Source organism: Mesorhizobium sp. B2-4-13 (genome assembly GCF_006658535.1).
Lineage (GTDB): Bacteria > Pseudomonadota > Alphaproteobacteria > Rhizobiales > Rhizobiaceae > Mesorhizobium > Mesorhizobium australicum.
In genome coordinates, this window is sequence record NZ_VFVB01000001.1 from 661,911 (window position 1) to 677,401 (window position 15,491).

The following is a 15,491-nucleotide window of genomic DNA, read 5'->3' on the forward strand; positions in this document are numbered from 1 at the left end:
ATTAGTGAGTAGTCGGTTGTGGGAGCGCTTATTTACTCACTACTCACTCTCAGCGATTGCGCCGCCGCTCCGCCGCCGGCTGGAACGCCACGCGGGCATGGTATTTACAGTAGGGACCGGTTTCAGCGGCTTCGTTGCCGCAGAAATTGAAGTCCTCCGAAAGTGGATCGCCGTTCGGCCATTTGCAGGTGCGCTCGGTCAGTTCGACGAGCTGCAGATGCCGTGAGATCGGCACTACGACGTTCTCGACCGGACGGATGTAGTGCCGCGCCACCGGTTCGGCGTCGAATTGCGTCTGAAGGGCCGTCGCGCCGATCGAAGTCGTGACGTGGCGTGCCGTGCTTGCGGCGCGCGCCACCGACTTCTGGACGGTCGATCCCTGCGTCGCCTTCTTCTGGCGCGCCGGCGTCGCTGTTGCGCGACCGCGACCCGACAGCTTCAGCCGGTGCACCTTGCCGATGACGGCATTGCGGCTGACCCCTCCAAGCTGCGCAGCAATCTGGCTTGCGCTCAGACCCTCCGACCACAGTTTTCTCAAGAGTTCTACCCGCTCGTCAGTCCAGTTCATGACCGCGCTCCTCATAAGCGTGCGGCAATCAGAATCCATTCCCGACCCAGCACCACTGCTGGGGCAGACACCACATATATCTGGTGATTAGGTCCGCCGCACGAAATCTAGTTATTTCTCGACTACAACTACTCTATGCGCTGACTCGGTGACAAGAGTCCCAAGTGCAACACGAATCGGTTTTTTCGGTTTTCCCCAACTTGCCCGGTCGCTCATGAGCCGGCGTTGCGTCGGGGAGCTTGCCGCGCGCCACTACGCGACGTTTTCGTTGACTTCATGGCCGAAAAACACGATAAGCCGCAGAAGGCCGCCGCTTTGGCGGCTTTTTTGATTTTCCGGTACCGGAGACGCATATAATGAGCGGTTCGGCGCTTTACGAGACCTTTGCTCGCGCACCCCTGGCCTTCGACCATGGGGAAGGCACTTGGCTGGTTACCGACAAGGGCGAGCGATATCTCGATTTCGCCGGCGGCATCGCGGTCAATTCGCTTGGCCATGGCCATCCGCACCTTGTCGCGGCCCTCACCGAGCAGGCGGCGAAACTCTGGCACGTCTCCAATCTCTATGAGATCCCGGGGCAGAGCAGACTTGGCGAGCGGCTGGCTGATGCCACCTTCGCCGACAAGGTGTTCTTCACCAATTCCGGCGCCGAGGCGCTGGAATGCGCGATCAAGACGGCGCGGCGCTACCACTTCGTCAAGGGACATCCCGAGCGCTTCCGCATCATCACCTTCGAAGGCGCCTTCCATGGCCGCACGCTGGCGACCATCGCGGCAGGCGGCCAGTACAAATATCTCGAAGGCTTCGGACCCAAGGTCGAAGGCTTCGACCAGGTTGGCTTCGACGACATCGACGCCGCCGAGAAGGCGATCACGCCCGAGACCGCCGCGATCCTGATCGAGCCGGTGCAAGGCGAGGGCGGTATCCGCCCAGTACCGACACAGTCGCTCAAGCGGCTGCGGCAGCTCTGCGAACAGCACGGCCTGTTGTTGATATACGACGAGGTCCAGTGCGGCATTGGCCGTACCGGCAAGCTGTTCGCACATGAGTGGTCCGCGGTGACGCCCGACATCATGGCAATCGCCAAGGGCATTGGCGGCGGCTTCCCGATGGGCGCCTGCCTTGCCACCGACGAGGCGGCCGTCGGCATGACCGCCGGCGTGCACGGCACCACATTCGGCGGCAATCCGCTCGCAATGGCGGTCGGCAACGCCGTGCTCGACGTCGTTCTGGAAGACGGCTTCCTGGAGGATGTCCAGCGCAAGGCGCTGCTGATGAAGCAGGGGCTAGCCTCGATAGCCGACGAATTCCCCGAAATTGTCGAGGATATCAGGGGCACCGGGCTGATGCTCGGCCTCAAATGCGCGATGCCTAACGGCAAGGTGAACATGGCGCTGCGCGACCAGCATTTGCTGGCGGTTCCGGCCGGCGACAACGTCATTCGCCTGCTGCCACCGCTCACCGTCACCGACGCCGAGATTCACGAAGCGCTCAACCGCATCCGCGCCGGCGCCAAGGGCCTGTCGGAGGCGATCGCCTCCGCCGCCGCGAAGTAATCCGGAACCATTCCTGATGTCAGTTCGCCATTTCACCGATCTTTCCACCGTTTCCGAAGGCGATTTGCGCTTCATGCTGGATGATGCGGTGACGCGAAAGGCGCGTCTCAAGGCCGGCGAGCGGAGCAAGCCGCTCGAAGGCAAGGTGCTGGCCATGATCTTCGACAAGCCGTCGACGCGCACGCGCGTTTCTTTCGACGTCGGCATGCGCCAGCTCGGCGGCGAGACCATCATGCTGACCGGCACCGAGATGCAGCTCGGCCGCTCCGAGACAATCGCCGACACCGCCAAGGTGCTGTCGCGCTATGTCGATGCGATCATGATCCGCACCACCTCGCATGAGCGGCTGCTGGAGCTGACCGAGAATGCCACCGTTCCGGTGATCAACGGACTGACCGACGACACCCACCCTTGCCAGCTGATGGCCGACATCATGACTTTCGAGGAGCATCGCGGTCCGGTGGCCGGCAAGACGATTGCTTGGACCGGCGACGGCAACAATGTGCTGCACTCGCTGCTCGAGGCCTCGGCACGGTTCCGCTTCAATCTCAACGTCGCCGTGCCCGAAGGCAGCGAACCGGCGCAGAAGCATGTCGACTGGTCCAAGGCGCATGGCGGCAAGCTGCATTTCACCCGCTCGCCCGAGGAAGCCGTCGACCAGGCCGACTGCATCGTCACCGATTGCTGGGTGTCGATGGGACAGGAACACCGTGCTCGCGGGCACAATGTCTTCTCGCCCTATCAGGTCAACGCGGCGCTGATGGCCAAGGCCAAGCCGGATGCATTGTTCATGCACTGCCTGCCGGCCCATCGCGGCGAGGAAGTGACCGACGAGGTCATCGACGGGCCGCATTCGGTGGTCTTCGACGAGGCCGAGAACCGGCTCCATGCCCAGAAGGCAGTGCTTGCCTGGTGCCTCGGTGCTTGAAGTGTCTTGGGGCTTGAAGTGTCTTGGACGCCCGAAATGCCCAGGCGCCTGAAATGCCCAGGCGCTTGATCTGCGGCGGCGCGATGCCTATCTGCGCCGCATCACGCAAATCAAGCGCGTTTGGACGCATGTGCCCACCAGGGCCGCATGGCCGCGCCCTGGAGCTTTGTCATGTTGGAAAGCCATCAAGTGACTGAACATCACCCCAAACTCGGCGAGTTCGGCTACGCCGGCGACGATCACGTCGTTCCCTTCGAGGTCGGTCCGCTCGACGTGCGCGGCCGCACGGTCCAGCTTGGGCCGATGCTCGACGCCATCCTTGGCCGCCACGATTATCCCGAGCCGGTCGCCCGCCTGCTGGCGGAAGCCTGCGTGCTGACCGTTCTGCTCGGCACCTCGCTCAAATTCGAAGGCAAGTTCATCCTGCAGACCCGTACCGACGGGCCTGTAGACATGCTGGTCGCGGACTTCTCCACGCCCTCGGCACTGCGCGCCTATGCACGCTTCGATGCGGATCGGCTCGAAGCACTGGTCGCGGCAGGCGAGACGTCCCAGCAGACGCTGCTTGGCAGCGGCGTGCTGGCGCTGACCATCGACCAGGGCGCCCATACCCAGCGCTACCAAGGCATCGTCCAGCTCGACGGCGAAACGCTGGAAGACGCGGCGCGCACCTATTTCCGTCAGTCGGAACAGATCCCGACCGATATCAGGCTCTCGGTCGCCAAGCTGCTGACGCCCGGGATCGGCGGCGCGCGCGAGCAATGGCGCGCCGGCGGCATCCTGGCGCAGTTCCTGCCGCAATCGCCCGAGCGCATGCGCATTCCGGACCTGCCGGGTGGGGACGGCGATCCGCGCGAGGAAGTCCACGATCCGGCCGATAATTCCTGGCAGGAACTCCTGGCCTTGCTCGGCACCATCGAGCCGACCGAATTGATCGACCCGACCATCGGCGCCGAGCGGCTGCTCTATCGTCTGTTCCATGAGCATGGCGTGCGCGTCTTCGGCGGCGTTCCCGTGGCCGACCAGTGCTCATGCTCCCGCGACAAGATCCGTGGCATCCTCGAAGGCTTCTCAGCGCAGGAGATCAAGGACAGCACCGAGGATGGCGGCATCCATGTCGCCTGCGAATTCTGCTCGACGCAGTACGACTTCGATCCAGCCGAGTTTGCGGCTCAGTAAAGCCTTTCCTTCTCTCCGTTCTGCGGGGAGAAGGTGCCCGAAGGGCGGATGAGGGGCGACGCGACCGTCGGCCCTCAGTTCACCGTGCGCCTTGTCCCCGGCAGATCGAGCGAGAAGGCCGGGATGGCGATGTCGAACGTCTCGCCGCGCTTGTTGCGCATCGTGTAGCGTCCGACCATGATCCCGGAGGGTGTCGAGAGCGGGCAGCCGGACGTGTACTGATAGCTGTCGCCGGGATTGAGTTCCGGCTGGTCGCCGACAACGCCCGGCCCGCGGACTTCCTCGACCCGGCCGGCACCATCGGTGATGTGCCAATAGCGCGACAGAAGCTGCACGAACTCGTCAGACTGGTTGTCGATCGTTATCTGATAGCCCCAGACGTAGCGGTTCTCCTGGGGATCCGAACGATCCTCCAGATAGAACGGCCTGACCTGCACTTCGATGTTGCGCGTCACGGCGCGGTACATGAGCGGCTCCAAAACAATCCGACGACTTTCGACGCTCGCGGTGAGCAGGTCAACGTGCGCGTCTTGTCGCGCCTGGGATTGAAACGCAGGTGCCGGCAAAGAATGTCATTTAAGTGACACACGACAATGGTGGTGTGCGCGAACCGGGCGACTCGGCCCTCTGTCGAACTGTTGAAAACGGCCGCGACGCGGGCCGACTTCCGGAGTGACCAGATCTCGATGGAACTCACTCTCATATCCGCCTCGCTTTCGACTGCCCTCATCCTCTCGAACGCTGCCAGCATCCTGCTTGCCGCTTCACAGCTGAAACGGCGCACCACGATCGCCCCGCCGGCGGGCAGATCGCCGGCGGTGTCGATTGTCGTCCCGTCGCGCGGCGTCGAGCCGTTCACACATGAGACGCTGGAACGGGCCTTCGCGCTCGACTGGCCACGCTACGAACTGATCTTCTGCGTCGCCCATGCCGACGACCCGGTGGTCAAACTGATAAACAGGGCGATTGCCCGGTTTCCGCAGGTGCCGGCCCGGCTGTTGATCGGCGACGACCGTGTCAGTGCCAATCCAAAGCTCAACAATTGCGTCAAAGGCTGGGAAGCGGCGCGCCACGCCTGGGTCATTCTTGCCGATTCCAACGTTCTGATGCCGAGGGACTATGTCGAGCACATGATGGCGGCGTGGCAGCACGGTACCGGCCTTGTCTGCTCGACGCCGATCGGCTCCAGGCCAGATGGTTTCTGGGCCGACGTCGAATGCGCCTTCCTCAACACATTGCAGGCCCGCTGGCAGTATGCCGGCGAGGCGCTCGGCCTCGGCTTCGCGCAGGGCAAGAGCATGCTGTGGAACAAGCCGATGCTCGACGCCAACGGCGGCATCCGCGCGCTGGCCGCCGAGATCGCCGAGGACGCCGCCGCAACCAAGCTGGTGAACGGCCTCGGCCTGCGTGTCAACCTCGTTGCGGCGCCCTTCGAGCAGCCCCTCGGCCAGCGCACGTTTGGCGAAATCTGGTCGCGCCAGGCCCGCTGGGCGCGCCTGCGCCGCGTCACTTTCCCGCTGTTCTTCGCGCCCGAGATCCTGACTGGTGCGGCGGTCCCGCTGGTTCTTGCGCTGATTGCCGCGGCGAGCGCCGGCGTCAGTCTCTGGGCGACCGCGATTGCCGTGCTGGCGGCATTCTATCTTCCGGAATGCGCTCTGGCCCTGGCCAAGGGTTGGCACGTCTCGACGCGCATGATCGCGGCGACGGTCGCGCGGGACGTCATGCTCCCGGCCATCTGGGCGCGCGGCTGGCTCGGCGGCGCTGTCGACTGGCGCGGCAACGCCATGACCATCCGGACCAAGACGGCGGAACTGGAGGAGACGCCGTCGAGCGCCTGATCGCTGCTGACGACGCTGCCTGGACGAAACCTATTTGGCGGCCTTCAATGCTTGGGCGATATCTTCCAGCAGGTCGTCCGTATCCTCCAGGCCGACCGACAGCCTGAGCGTACCTGGCCCGATGCCGAGTTCGGCGCGGGCCTCGTCGCTGAGGTTCTTGTGGGTGGTCGTCGCCGGATGGGTGATCAGGCTTTTGGCGTCGCCGAGATTGTTCGAGATCAGCACGATGTCGAGGGCGTTCTGCAGGGCGAAGGCCGCCGGCTTGCCGCCCTTGACGTCGAGGCAGATCAGCGTCGAGCCCCCCGACATCTGCTTCTTGACGATATCGGCCTGCGGGTGGTCGGCGCGGCCGGGATAGATGACGCGGGCGATCTGCGGCTGCTCGGCCAGGAAGTCGGCGATCTTGCCGGCGCTCTCGGTCTGCTGGCGCACGCGCAGCGGCAGCGTCTCTAGGCCCTTCAGCAAGGTCCAGGCATTGAACGGCGACAGGCTCGGGCCGGTGTGGCGGAAATAGTCGTGCAGGTTCTCGTCGATCCACTTCTTGTCTGACAGGATGACGCCGCCAAGGCAGCGGCCCTGGCCGTCAATATGCTTGGTGGCCGAGTAGACGACGATGTGCGCACCAAGCTGCAACGGCTTCTGCTGCAGCGGCGTGGCGAAGACATTGTCGACGACCAGCCGCGCGCCGATCGAATTGGCAAGCGAGGCGACGGCGGCGATGTCGACGACTTCCAGCGTCGGGTTGGTCGGGCTTTCCAGGAAGAACAGCTTGGTATTGGGCCTGACCGCCTTTTCCCAATTGGCGATATCGGTGCCGTCGACCAAGGTCGCCTCGATGCCATAGCGCGGCGCCAGCGTCTCGACGACCCAGCGACAGGAGCCGAAAAGCGCGCGCGCGGCCACGATGTGGTCGCCGGCCTTGACGCTGCACAGAAGGGCAGCCGTCACCGCCGCCATGCCCGACGCCGTGGCGCGCGCGTCTTCGGCGCCTTCAAGCGCGCACATGCGCTTTTCGAACATGTCGACGGTCGGGTTGGCGTAGCGCGAATAGATGAAACCAGGCTCTTCGCCCTTGAAGCGGGCCTCGGCGGCCTGCGCCGTCTGATAGACATAACCCTGGGTCAGGTACATCGCCTCGGAGGTTTCGCCGAAGCCGGAACGCAGGGTTCCGCCATGCACGAGTGCCGTCTGAGGTTTCCAGTTGCGCTTCTTGGTGCTCATCGCTTTGTTCCAGACACAAAAAAACCGGCCGCGAAAGTCGCAACCGGTCCATACGGCCTTGCGGCCCGACGGTCCTTTAGCGACTTGTTTAACGTGGCTGCAAGCCGACCGGCCAAATCACCACGGGATAACGACCCTTTAGACCCGCGCCACGCTTGCGTCAATTGCCGGCTTCATTAAGACGTTTGTACCAAGGCAGGTTCCGCAGAAGTGCCCGGCGGTTTTGCGGCAAGAACCTGCAACAAACAAGAACCTGCAACGAAAGAGACCAGTCTTGGGGCGGAGCCAGACTTTGCGGCAGACAGGCATTCTTCCCGATCAGGACATTTCGGCGCTGTTCCGGTCCGGCGCGCTGAAGTCGCCGCGTGCGCTCGATGCCGACCAGATCCAGCCGGCGAGCCTTGATCTCAGATTGGGCGAAAAGGCCTGGCGGGTTCGCGCCTCGTTCCTGCCCGGTCCCAACCACAAGGTGTCGGAAAAGCTCGATCGGCTGCAACTGCACGAGATCAGTCTGACCGAAGGCGCGGTCCTCGAAACCGGCTGCGTCTATATTGTGCCGCTGCTCGAAAGTCTGGCCCTGCCGGCTGACATTTCGGCCTCGGCCAATCCGAAGAGCTCGACCGGGCGGCTCGACATCTTCACCCGCGTCATGACCGATCGGGGCCATGAGTTCGATAAGATCGCCGCCGGCTACAACGGTCCGCTCTATCTCGAGGTCAGCCCGCGCACCTTTCCGATCATCGCGCGCACGGGTTCGCGCCTGTCTCAAATCCGCTTTCGCACCGGCAACGCGCTGCTCTCGGAAGCCGAGTTGCATGAGCTGCATCGTGCCGAGATGCTGGTCGCCACGGAGCCGCCGAACATTTCCGGCGGCGGCATCGCGCTGTCGATCGACCTCAATGGCGACAAGGATGGGTTGGTCGGCTATCGCGGCAAGCACCACACCGGCCTCGTCGATGTCGACAAGCGCGCCGCGCAGGATGTCCTCGACTTCTGGGAGCCGATCCACAAGAGCCGCGCCGGCGAACTGGTGCTCGATCCCGACGAGTTCTACATCCTCGTCAGCCAGGAGGCGGTGCATGTGCCGCCGCTCTACGCCGCCGAGATGACGCCGTTCGATCCGCTGGTCGGCGAGTTTCGTGTCCACTATGCCGGCTTTTTCGATCCGGGTTTCGGCCATTCGGCGGCCGGCGGCACCGGCAGCCGGGCGGTGCTCGAAGTGCGCAGCCACGAAGTGCCGTTCATCCTCGACCACGGCCAGATCGTCGGCCGGCTGGTCTACGAGCATATGCTGAAGCGACCGCAGGCGCTCTACGGCACCGATCTCGGCTCGAACTACCAGGCGCAGGGCCTGAAGCTGTCAAAGCATTTCCGCGCCGTGCGCTAAGGTCGAAGCTGCCGATCCCCCCACGAGGGGCCCTTGTGGAAGAGAAGCCCGGCAGGGCAGAGGGGACGCGAAGGGTTGCTGCCCTCATTCATCCCTGCGATCTGTTGAGAGCCGAAGGCGTGACGGAAACCTATTGCTAGATCGGCGGGACAGCGCCCCGCTCTGGCTTGCCAGCCATTCCCCACGAGAGGGGAATCACGCGCTCATGGCTTCAAAGCGCCTTCACCGACACCTTCACCGGCTTTTCGATCTCGAGCGGGTTGCGCAGCGGCAGTCCGAAATCCCCGGCCTCGATCTCGAACACGTCGCCGGCTTCCGTCTTGATGCCGTCGGCGAAGGATAGCGTCGCGGTGCCGAACATATGCACATGCACGTCGCCAGGTTGGCGGAAGGCCGAATATTTGAAGTGGTGGTGTTCGAGATTGGCGATGGTGTGGGACATGTTCGTTTCACCCGACAGGAAGGGCTTTTCCCACAATGCCTTGCCGTCGCGCAGGATGCGCGACGTGCCGCGGATGTCCGAAGGCAGGTCTCCGATCAGGATCTCCGGGCCGAAGGAGGCATTGCGCAGCTTGGAATGGGCGAGGAAGAGATAGTTGACGCGCTCGGTCACATGGTCCGAGAATTCGTTCGACAAGGTGAAACCGACGCGGAATGGCGCGCCGTCGTCGCCGATGACATAGATTCCGGCGACCTCGGGTTCCTCGCCGGCATCCTTGGCAAAGGCCGGTGACATGAGCGCCGCGCCAGGCGCGACCGCCATGGTGCCGTTGCCCTTGTAGAACCATTCCGGCTGCACGCCGACCTGGCCTTTCGCAGGCTTGCCGCCTTCCAGTCCCATGCGGAACATCTTCATGGAATCGGTGAGTTGCTCCTCGCCGTCGGTGCTGAGCTTCTTGTGCATGGAATCGCGCGTCGCGGCCGACCCCAGATGCGTCAGCCCGGTGCCGGTCAGGTGCAGATGCGCTGGGTCGGGGTGATTGATCGGCGACAGCAGGCGCCCCCGCTTGTAGGCGGCGTCGAGATCGATCGTCTCGCCAAGCCCCTTGCGTTCGATCAGGGCGGCCAGGCCGACGCCGGTGCGGGCGGCCTCCATCGCCAGCGAATAGACGCTGCGCGCACCGTTGATGATCCGGGTCTTCCCGCCGCTGCGGGCAACGACACGGATCGTCTCGGCGTCGTCGAGAATCTGCGAGATCAGCATGATCAGTCCTCTCTCATTTATCTGTATCCGGCTGCCAATGGGCAAACCCTGACCGGCGCGGCGCGGAAACGCGCCACGGTTGAAACGCTTCGTCCGGATTGCGTTCGCGAGCCTGGTCCTTCCCCGGACTTCTTGGTGCCGACGGGCTGCCGGCAGCTTCGCGATCTAGAACCCGTATGCCTCCTAGTCCTCGCCCCAGCCCTCAAGCCTTGTTCTTGTTGTAGACGTCGAAGATCACGGCCCCGAGCAGCACCAGGCCCTTGACCACCTGCTGCCAGTCGACATTGACGCCCATGATCGACATGCCGTTGTTCATCACGCCCATGATGAAGCCGCCGACCACCGCGCCGATGACTTGGCCGACGCCGCCCATCGCCGAGGCGCCGCCGATGAAGACGGCCGCGATCACGTCGAGCTCGCTGCCGAGGCCCGCGGCCGGCACGGCCTGGCCGAGACGTGCGGCGATGATCAGCCCGCCGAGCGCCGACAGAACGCCCATATTGACGAACACCCAGAGCGTCAGCCTTTCGGTGTTGATGCCCGACAGTTGCGCCGCCTTGGCGTTGCCTCCCATGGCGTAGATGCGGCGGCCGATGGTCATGCGCTTGGTGACGAAGACGAACAGCGAGATCAGCACGCCCATCACCAGCAGCACGATCGGCAGGCCCCGATAGGTCGCGAACTGGAAGACCAGGAAGAGCGCCAGCGCGCTGCCGACCAGGGTCTTGATGACGAACAGGGTGAAAGGCTCGGCCTCATAACCGTGGAGTTCGCGCTTGCGTCGCGTCCTGAAGCCGAAATAGGCGTAGGCGAGCACCGCGATCAGGCCCAGCACGACTGTCGTCATGTGAAGCGTCAGGCCACTGCCCAAAACGGTCTTGCCGGCCGCGTTCACCGTCGGCGGGATCAGGGTCAGCGGGCCGATCACATCGGGGATGAAACCGGAACTCAGCGCCTTGAAACTGTCGGGAAGCGGGCCGACCGAGGAGCCGCCGCCAAGCAGCGCCTGGCAGATGCCGCGGAAGATCAGCATGCCGGCGAGCGTCACGATGAAGCTTGGTATGCGGTGATAGGCGATCCAGTACCCTTGCGCGCCACCGATCAACCCGCCGACGATGAGGCAGACGATCGAGACAACGAGGGGATTGCTGAATATGCCGAGCGGCCAGATGACCATCATCATGGCGGCAAGCGCGCCGATGAAGCCGGCGACCGATCCTACGCTGAGATCGATATAGCCGGCGACGATGACCAGCAGCATGCCGAGCGCCATCACGATGATGAACGAGTTCTGCTGCACCAGGTTGCTGAGGTTGACCGGTTTGAACAGCGTTCCCGACGTCGTGTACTGGAAGAACAGCATGATGACGATCAGCGCGATGATCAGGCCGTATTCGCGCAGGTTCGTCGTCAGCGCCGAGACGGCGACGCGAGGACCCTGCTTGACGTCCTCGGCGGTGCCGCTTTGAGGTGCGGGAGCGCTGTCTGTGCTCATGATGCTTTTCCTTCTCCGCGAACAATGGCGCGCATGATTTTTTCCTGGCTGGCGTCGCTTGCCGCCATCTCGCCGACGATGCGTCCTTCGTTCATGACATAGATTCTGTCGGTGATGCCGAGCAATTCCGGCATTTCAGACGAGATGACGATGATCGCTTTGCCCTCGGCAGCAAGGCGAGCGATGATTGTATAGATTTCGTACTTGGCGCCGACGTCGATGCCGCGCGTCGGCTCATCGAGGATCAGGACTTCCGGGTCGGCGAACAGCCATTTCGACAGCACCACCTTCTGCTGGTTGCCGCCAGAGAGGTTGCCGGTCAGCTGATAGACGCTGGAGGCGCGGATATTGGTCTTCTTGCGATAGTCGTTGGCGACGCTCATTTCGCGCATATCGTCGATCACGCCGCCACTGGAAACGCCGCCGAGGTTGGCCAGCGTCACATTGTGCTTGATATGGTCGATGAGGTTCAGCCCATAGGTCTTGCGGTCCTCGGTGACATAGGCGATGCCGTTCTGCACGGCCTTGCCCACTGTGGAAAGGTCCACGGGCTTGCCGTTGAGCAGCACCTCGCCGCTGATGCGCCGGCCATAGGAGCGGCCGAACAGGCTCATGGCGAATTCGGTGCGACCGGCGCCCATCAGTCCCGCTATGCCGACAACTTCGCCCTTGCGCACCTTGAGGTCGATGCTCTTGATCACTTGCCGTTCGGCATGGATCGGGTGGTAGACGGACCAGTCCTTGACCTCGAAAATGACGTCGCCGATGCTAGGTTCGCGCGGCGGGTAGCGATCGTCGAGGGATCGGCCGACCATCGAGGTGATGATGCGGTCCTCGCTGATGTCCTTCCTCGGCAATGTCTCGATCGTGCGCCCGTCGCGGATCACCGTCACCTTGTCGGCGACGCGGTTCACCTCGTTGAGCTTGTGGGAGATCAGGATCGAGGTCATGCCCTGCCGCTTGAACTCGAGCAATAGATCGAGCAGCGCCTGGCTGTCCTTCTCGCTGAGCGATGCTGTCGGCTCGTCGAGGATCAGCAGCTTCACTTCCTTGCTGAGCGCCTTGGCGATCTCGACCAGCTGCTGCTTGCCGACGCCGATATGGGTGATCAGCGTCTTGGGGTCTTCCTTGAGCCCGACTTTCTTCAAAAGCTCGGCCGTGCGCGCCTCGTTGGCGTCCCAGTCGATGACGCCGTATCTGGCTTGCTCGTTGCCGAGGAAAATGTTTTCGGCGATCGACAGCATCGGCACCAGCGCAAGCTCCTGGTGGATGATGACGATGCCCTTGTGTTCGCTGTCATGAATGCCTTTGAACTGGCATTCCTGGCCCTGAAAGATGATCTGGCCATCATAGGTGCCGGAGGGATAGACGCCCGAAAGCACCTTCATCAGTGTCGATTTTCCGGCGCCGTTCTCGCCGACCACGGCATGGATTTCGCCTTCCTCGACGTGGAGGTTGACGTTCGACAGCGCCTTCACGCCGGGGAACGTCTTGGTGATGTCGCGCATCTCCAAAATCGTCGAGGTCATCAGGGCAAGCTCCTCCTAGACTTTCTTTTTTAGGCGATTCCTGACGGAAAACCGCTGCGCACTTTTCCGGGAATGGCTCTAGGCCGGCAGAGACAATACCGGGGCCGCTTGTGAACGAAAAGGGGCCCTGCGTCGCGCAGGACCCCTGCCTTTGTAACCGGGATTACTTCAGGTCTTCGGCCTTGATGTAGCCGGAGTCGACGACCAGGGCCTGGTAGTTCGACTTGTCGACCTCATGCGGCGTCAGCAGGATCGAGGGAACCACCTTGACGTCGTTGTTGTAGGTCTTTTCGTCGAGGCCTTCCGGCTTGCCGCCGGAGAGCACCTTGTCGACCAGCTGCACCGTGGCCTTGGCCAGTTCGCGGGTGTCCTTGAACACGGTCGAGTACTGCTCGCCCGAGATGATCAGCTTGACCGAGGCGGTCTCGGCGTCCTGACCGGTCACGATCGGCCAGGGCTGTGCGTCGGTGCCGTAACCGACAGCGCGCAGCGAGGCGGTGATGCCGCGCGACAGGCCGTCATAGGGCGACAGAACGCCATCGACGCGGCTGCCGTCCGAGTAGTTGGCCGACAGAAGGTTGTCCATGCGCGCCTGGGCGGTGGCGGCGAGCCAGCGCAGCGTGCCGACCTTGTCCATCCCGGTCTGGCCGGACTTGATCTTGATCGAGCCGTCGTCGATCAGCGGCTGCAGGACGGAGATCGCGCCATTGTAGAAGAAGAAGGCATTGTTGTCGTCGGGCGAGCCGCCGAACAGTTCGACGTTCCACGGCTTGGTGTTCGGGAAACGCTCCTTGAGGCCCTTGACCAGGGAATTTGCCTGGATCACGCCGACGCCGAAATTGTCGAAGGTGGTGTAATAGTCGACATTCTTGGTCTTCTTGATCAGGCGGTCATAAGCGACGACGACGACGCCCGCGTCGTTGGCCTTCTGCAGCGCATCCGACAGCGTGGTGCCGTCGATCGAGGCGATGATCAGCGCCTTCGGACCCTTGGTGATTTCGTTTTCCAGCTGGCTGAGCTGGTTGGGGATGTCGTCCTGCGCGTATTGCAGGTCGACAGTGTAGCCGAGCGCCTCGAGCTGGGATTTGACGGCGTCGCCGTCATTGATCCAGCGTTGCGAGGTCTTGGTCGGCATCAGCACGCCGACAAGACCCTTGTCGGCCGCGTGCGCCTGATAGGTCATGGCAGCGATGCCAAGGGCCGCCACGGCGGCCAGCGTCTTGATAATCTTCACATTACTCTCCCTGGTTGATGGACGCGACACCTCGGGGCTTCGCGGGCCGCGCAGCCAGACAGGAGCGCAAACGCGCCGCTGTCGGCATTATCGATCTCCGGTATCCTCCCAATCGGCTCCGCGACGCAGTTTCAATCGATACGATTTTGATCGCTACGATCCTTGCGTCCCGGAACGCGCGAAGGGTGGGTCCCTTTGCCATAACTGTCAAATGCGATCTTTGCTGGTTGCTATACCGAAACCGGTATGATCTAGCATCCGGAAAGCAATCGGCGAGAAAGCTGGAGATCATGGCGGCATTGCGCGATCCCGATGCGATTCCAGTAAGTTACGAGAAGCTCCCGGGAGACGGTGAGACACTCCTGCGCAGTGGTTTGAGCTTGCGCCACATGCGCATGATCGCCGCCCTCGACGATCACGGACGGGTGAGCGCCGCGGCCCAGGTCATGAACATCTCCCAGCCGGCCGCTTCGCGCATGATCGCCGAGATGGAGGCGGTGCTCGACGTGAAGCTGTGCGAACGGCTGCCGCGCGGAGTGACCCTCACGCCCTATGGCCAGGCGCTTGCCAGGCGGGCCCGCTCGATCCTGCTCGAGATGCGCGAAGCCGACCGCGAGATTGCCGAGCTCAAGGCTGGCAAGGGCGGTTCGGTGTTCCTCGGCGCCGTGACCGCGCCGGCGATCGAATTGGCGGTGCCGGCGATCCGTGAAATCCGCCGCATCTACCCGCGCATCGAGATCACCATGCAGGTCGAGACGTCGAACGTGCTCGCCCGCGAGCTGATCGGCTCGCGCCACGACTTCATCATCGCCCGCATTCCCGACGACCTCAATCCACGACTGTTCGAATCCCGTGTGATCGGCGTCGAGAAGGCCTGCCTGATCGTGCGCCGCGGCCACCCGCTCGCCGGAGGCAATGTGGTGCGGCTGGAAGACACCGCTGCCTATGACTGGGTGTTCCAGTCGGGCGGTTCGCCCTTGCGTCAGGCGATGGAGAGCAACTTCCTGAACCGCAACATCGCGCTGCCGGACCGGATCTTGAACACCAGTTCGCTGCTGCTCACGCTGGTCATGGTCGCGCAATCCGATGCCATCGCGCCGGTCTCGGTGCAGGTGGCGAAGTTCATCCAGAACCCGGACGGGCTTGCCGGCGCCATCGATGTCGTCCAAACCGAATTCGACATCGAGGTCAGGCCTTACAGCCTGATCACCGTCAGGAATCGCGTACTGTCGCCGGCTGCCAAAATGCTGCATGATTTCATCCTGCGCGAAGTGGGGTGATGGAACGAGAACCGCTGCCGCGCGTTCAAACCGTTCGGCATGCGCGCTGGAGCCCGTTGCGGGCGAGGAAAC

13 protein-coding genes and 1 riboswitch are annotated in these 15,491 nt (G+C 63.2%); of the genes, 6 read left to right on the plus strand and 7 right to left on the minus strand.

Annotated elements, in window-relative coordinates:
* Positions 1–49: 49 nt before the first annotated feature.
* On the minus strand, positions 50–568 hold the full coding sequence (locus FJ936_RS03210) for a GcrA family cell cycle regulator (protein ID WP_140614743.1): 519 nt from the start codon (positions 566–568) through the stop codon (positions 50–52).
* Between the two features lie 356 nt (positions 569–924).
* Here FJ936_RS03210 and FJ936_RS03215 point away from each other — a divergent pair, with 356 nt between their 5' ends.
* From FJ936_RS03215 to FJ936_RS03225, 3 genes are all read left to right on the plus strand, one after another.
* Positions 925–2,124, plus strand: coding sequence for an aspartate aminotransferase family protein (locus FJ936_RS03215; protein WP_015319292.1), 1,200 nt, complete (start codon positions 925–927; stop codon positions 2,122–2,124).
* 16 nt (positions 2,125–2,140) lie between these two features.
* A complete protein-coding gene (gene argF / locus FJ936_RS03220) occupies positions 2,141–3,052 on the plus strand; it encodes an ornithine carbamoyltransferase (RefSeq protein ID WP_140660683.1) in 912 nt (303 codons plus the stop codon).
* Positions 3,053–3,199: 147 nt separating this feature from the next.
* A complete protein-coding gene (locus FJ936_RS03225; RefSeq protein ID WP_140660684.1) occupies positions 3,200–4,231 on the plus strand; it encodes an Hsp33 family molecular chaperone in 1,032 nt (343 codons plus the stop codon).
* Between the two features lie 74 nt (positions 4,232–4,305).
* On the opposite strand, the gene apaG is transcribed toward FJ936_RS03225, so the two are convergent.
* The gene (gene apaG, locus FJ936_RS03230) at positions 4,306–4,698 is read right to left on the minus strand and encodes a Co2+/Mg2+ efflux protein ApaG (protein WP_023772981.1); all 393 of its coding nucleotides are present in this window, start codon (positions 4,696–4,698) and stop codon (positions 4,306–4,308) included.
* A 219-nt stretch (positions 4,699–4,917) separates the two neighbouring features.
* Here apaG and FJ936_RS03235 point away from each other — a divergent pair, with 219 nt between their 5' ends.
* On the plus strand, positions 4,918–6,069 hold the full coding sequence (locus tag FJ936_RS03235) for a ceramide glucosyltransferase (RefSeq protein WP_140787183.1): 1,152 nt from the start codon (positions 4,918–4,920) through the stop codon (positions 6,067–6,069).
* Positions 6,070–6,099: 30 nt separating this feature from the next.
* Here the strand turns inward: FJ936_RS03235 and FJ936_RS03240 are convergent, their stop codons facing one another.
* Positions 6,100–7,290 (minus strand): O-succinylhomoserine sulfhydrylase, encoded by a 1,191-nt coding sequence (locus FJ936_RS03240; RefSeq protein WP_140722847.1) that lies wholly within the window; start codon positions 7,288–7,290, stop codon positions 6,100–6,102.
* A gap of 56 nt (positions 7,291–7,346) precedes the next feature.
* Positions 7,347–7,424: riboswitch (SAM riboswitch) on the minus strand.
* Positions 7,425–7,582: 158 nt separating this feature from the next.
* On the opposite strand from FJ936_RS03240, the gene FJ936_RS03245 reads away from it, so the two are divergent.
* Positions 7,583–8,677, plus strand: coding sequence for a 2'-deoxycytidine 5'-triphosphate deaminase (locus FJ936_RS03245; protein WP_140713983.1), 1,095 nt, complete (start codon positions 7,583–7,585; stop codon positions 8,675–8,677).
* A 211-nt stretch (positions 8,678–8,888) separates the two neighbouring features.
* Here the strand turns inward: FJ936_RS03245 and araD1 are convergent, their stop codons facing one another.
* From araD1 to chvE, 4 genes are all read right to left on the minus strand, one after another.
* The gene (gene araD1, locus FJ936_RS03250; protein WP_015319285.1) at positions 8,889–9,881 is read right to left on the minus strand and encodes an AraD1 family protein; all 993 of its coding nucleotides are present in this window, start codon (positions 9,879–9,881) and stop codon (positions 8,889–8,891) included.
* Between the two features lie 202 nt (positions 9,882–10,083).
* Positions 10,084–11,376 carry a multiple monosaccharide ABC transporter permease gene (gene mmsB, locus FJ936_RS03255; protein WP_015319284.1) on the minus strand — a complete coding sequence of 431 codons (1,293 nt, stop codon included), beginning with the start codon at positions 11,374–11,376 and terminating at the stop codon, positions 10,084–10,086.
* Positions 11,373–12,905 (minus strand): multiple monosaccharide ABC transporter ATP-binding protein, encoded by a 1,533-nt coding sequence (mmsA, locus tag FJ936_RS03260; protein WP_140660687.1) that lies wholly within the window; start codon positions 12,903–12,905, stop codon positions 11,373–11,375. The genes mmsB and mmsA overlap by 4 nt, the downstream gene beginning before the upstream one ends.
* Positions 12,906–13,068: 163 nt before the next feature.
* Positions 13,069–14,139 carry a multiple monosaccharide ABC transporter substrate-binding protein gene (chvE, locus tag FJ936_RS03265; RefSeq protein WP_015319282.1) on the minus strand — a complete coding sequence of 357 codons (1,071 nt, stop codon included), beginning with the start codon at positions 14,137–14,139 and terminating at the stop codon, positions 13,069–13,071.
* A gap of 290 nt (positions 14,140–14,429) precedes the next feature.
* Here chvE and FJ936_RS03270 point away from each other — a divergent pair, with 290 nt between their 5' ends.
* Positions 14,430–15,419, plus strand: coding sequence for a LysR family transcriptional regulator (locus FJ936_RS03270; protein WP_140722844.1), 990 nt, complete (start codon positions 14,430–14,432; stop codon positions 15,417–15,419).
* Positions 15,420–15,491: the final 72 nt, after the last annotated feature.

What these genes read in the sequence shown, in the direction of transcription:
- FJ936_RS03225 (WP_140660684.1), top strand. Translation starts at nt 3,200, where the DNA reads ATGGCCGCGCCCTGGAGCTTTGTCATGTTGGAAAGCCATCAAGTGACT.
- mmsB (WP_015319284.1), bottom strand. Translation starts at nt 11,376, where the DNA reads ATGAGCACAGACAGCGCTCCCGCACCTCAAAGCGGCACCGCCGAGGAC.
- araD1 (WP_015319285.1), bottom strand. Translation starts at nt 9,881, where the DNA reads ATGCTGATCTCGCAGATTCTCGACGACGCCGAGACGATCCGTGTCGTT.
- FJ936_RS03215 (WP_015319292.1), top strand. Translation starts at nt 925, where the DNA reads ATGAGCGGTTCGGCGCTTTACGAGACCTTTGCTCGCGCACCCCTGGCC.
- apaG (WP_023772981.1), bottom strand. Translation starts at nt 4,698, where the DNA reads ATGTACCGCGCCGTGACGCGCAACATCGAAGTGCAGGTCAGGCCGTTC.
- FJ936_RS03240 (WP_140722847.1), bottom strand. Translation starts at nt 7,290, where the DNA reads ATGAGCACCAAGAAGCGCAACTGGAAACCTCAGACGGCACTCGTGCAT.
- mmsA (WP_140660687.1), bottom strand. Translation starts at nt 12,905, where the DNA reads ATGACCTCGACGATTTTGGAGATGCGCGACATCACCAAGACGTTCCCC.
- FJ936_RS03235 (WP_140787183.1), top strand. Translation starts at nt 4,918, where the DNA reads ATGGAACTCACTCTCATATCCGCCTCGCTTTCGACTGCCCTCATCCTC.
- FJ936_RS03270 (WP_140722844.1), top strand. Translation starts at nt 14,430, where the DNA reads ATGGCGGCATTGCGCGATCCCGATGCGATTCCAGTAAGTTACGAGAAG.
- FJ936_RS03210 (WP_140614743.1), bottom strand. Translation starts at nt 568, where the DNA reads ATGAACTGGACTGACGAGCGGGTAGAACTCTTGAGAAAACTGTGGTCG.
- argF (WP_140660683.1), top strand. Translation starts at nt 2,141, where the DNA reads ATGTCAGTTCGCCATTTCACCGATCTTTCCACCGTTTCCGAAGGCGAT.